General features: G+C 54.8%; 1 rRNA gene. It reads right to left on the bottom strand.

The annotated features are described in order from the left end of the window. A 23S ribosomal RNA gene (locus tag MHN80_RS25645) occupies window positions 1–1,065 on the bottom strand; the annotation flags it as partial.

Below are 1,065 nucleotides of genomic sequence, written 5' to 3'. Positions count from 1 at the left end.
AGGGGGTGAGAAACCTCATCTTGGAACAGGCTTCCCGCTTAGATGCTTTCAGCGGTTATCCCTTCCGAACGTAGCTAACCAGCAGTGCCCCTGGCGGGACAACTGGCACACCAGAGGTTCGTCCGTCCCGGTCCTCTCGTACTAGGGACAGGTTTCCTCAAGTTTCTTACGCGCGCGGCGGATAGAGACCGAACTGTCTCACGACGTTCTAAACCCAGCTCGCGTGCCGCTTTAATGGGCGAACAGCCCAACCCTTGGGACCTACTCCAGCCCCAGGATGCGACGAGCCGACATCGAGGTGCCAAACCATCCCGTCGATATGGACTCTTGGGGAAGATCAGCCTGTTATCCCCGGGGTACCTTTTATCCGTTGAGCGACACCGCTTCCACTTGCCGGTGCCGGATCACTAGTCCCGACTTTCGTCCCTGCTCGACATGTACGTCTCACAGTCAAGCTCCCTTGTGCACTTACACTCAACACCTGATTGCCAACCAGGCTGAGGGAACCTTTGGGCGCCTCCGTTACCTTTTAGGAGGCAACCGCCCCAGTTAAACTACCCACCAGGCACTGTCCCTGAACCCGATCAGGGTCCGAGGTTAGAAGTCCAATACGATCAGAGTGGTATTTCAACAACGACTCCATGAACACTGGCGTGCCCACTTCACAGTCTCCCACCTATCCTACACAAACCGAACCGAACACCAATACCAAGCTATAGTGAAGGTCCCGGGGTCTTTTCGTCCTGCCGCGCGTAACGAGCATCTTTACTCGTACTGCAATTTCGCCGAGTCTGTGGTTGAGACAGCAGAGAAGTCGTTACGCCATTCGTGCAGGTCGGAACTTACCCGACAAGGAATTTCGCTACCTTAGGATGGTTATAGTTACCACCGCCGTTTACTGGGGCTTAAATTCTCAGCTTCGCCACCGAAATGACTAACCGGTCCTCTTAACCTTCCAGCACCGGGCAGGCGTCAGTCCGTATACATCGTCTTACGACTTCGCACGGACCTGTGTTTTTAGTAAACAGTCGCTTCTCTCTGGTCTCTGCGACCCACACCAGCTCA

The sequence above is a fragment of the Gordonia sp. McavH-238-E genome, assembly GCF_022348225.1.
Lineage (GTDB): Bacteria > Actinomycetota > Actinomycetes > Mycobacteriales > Mycobacteriaceae > Gordonia > Gordonia terrae.
This window is presented reverse-complemented; position numbering and strand designations above follow the sequence as displayed.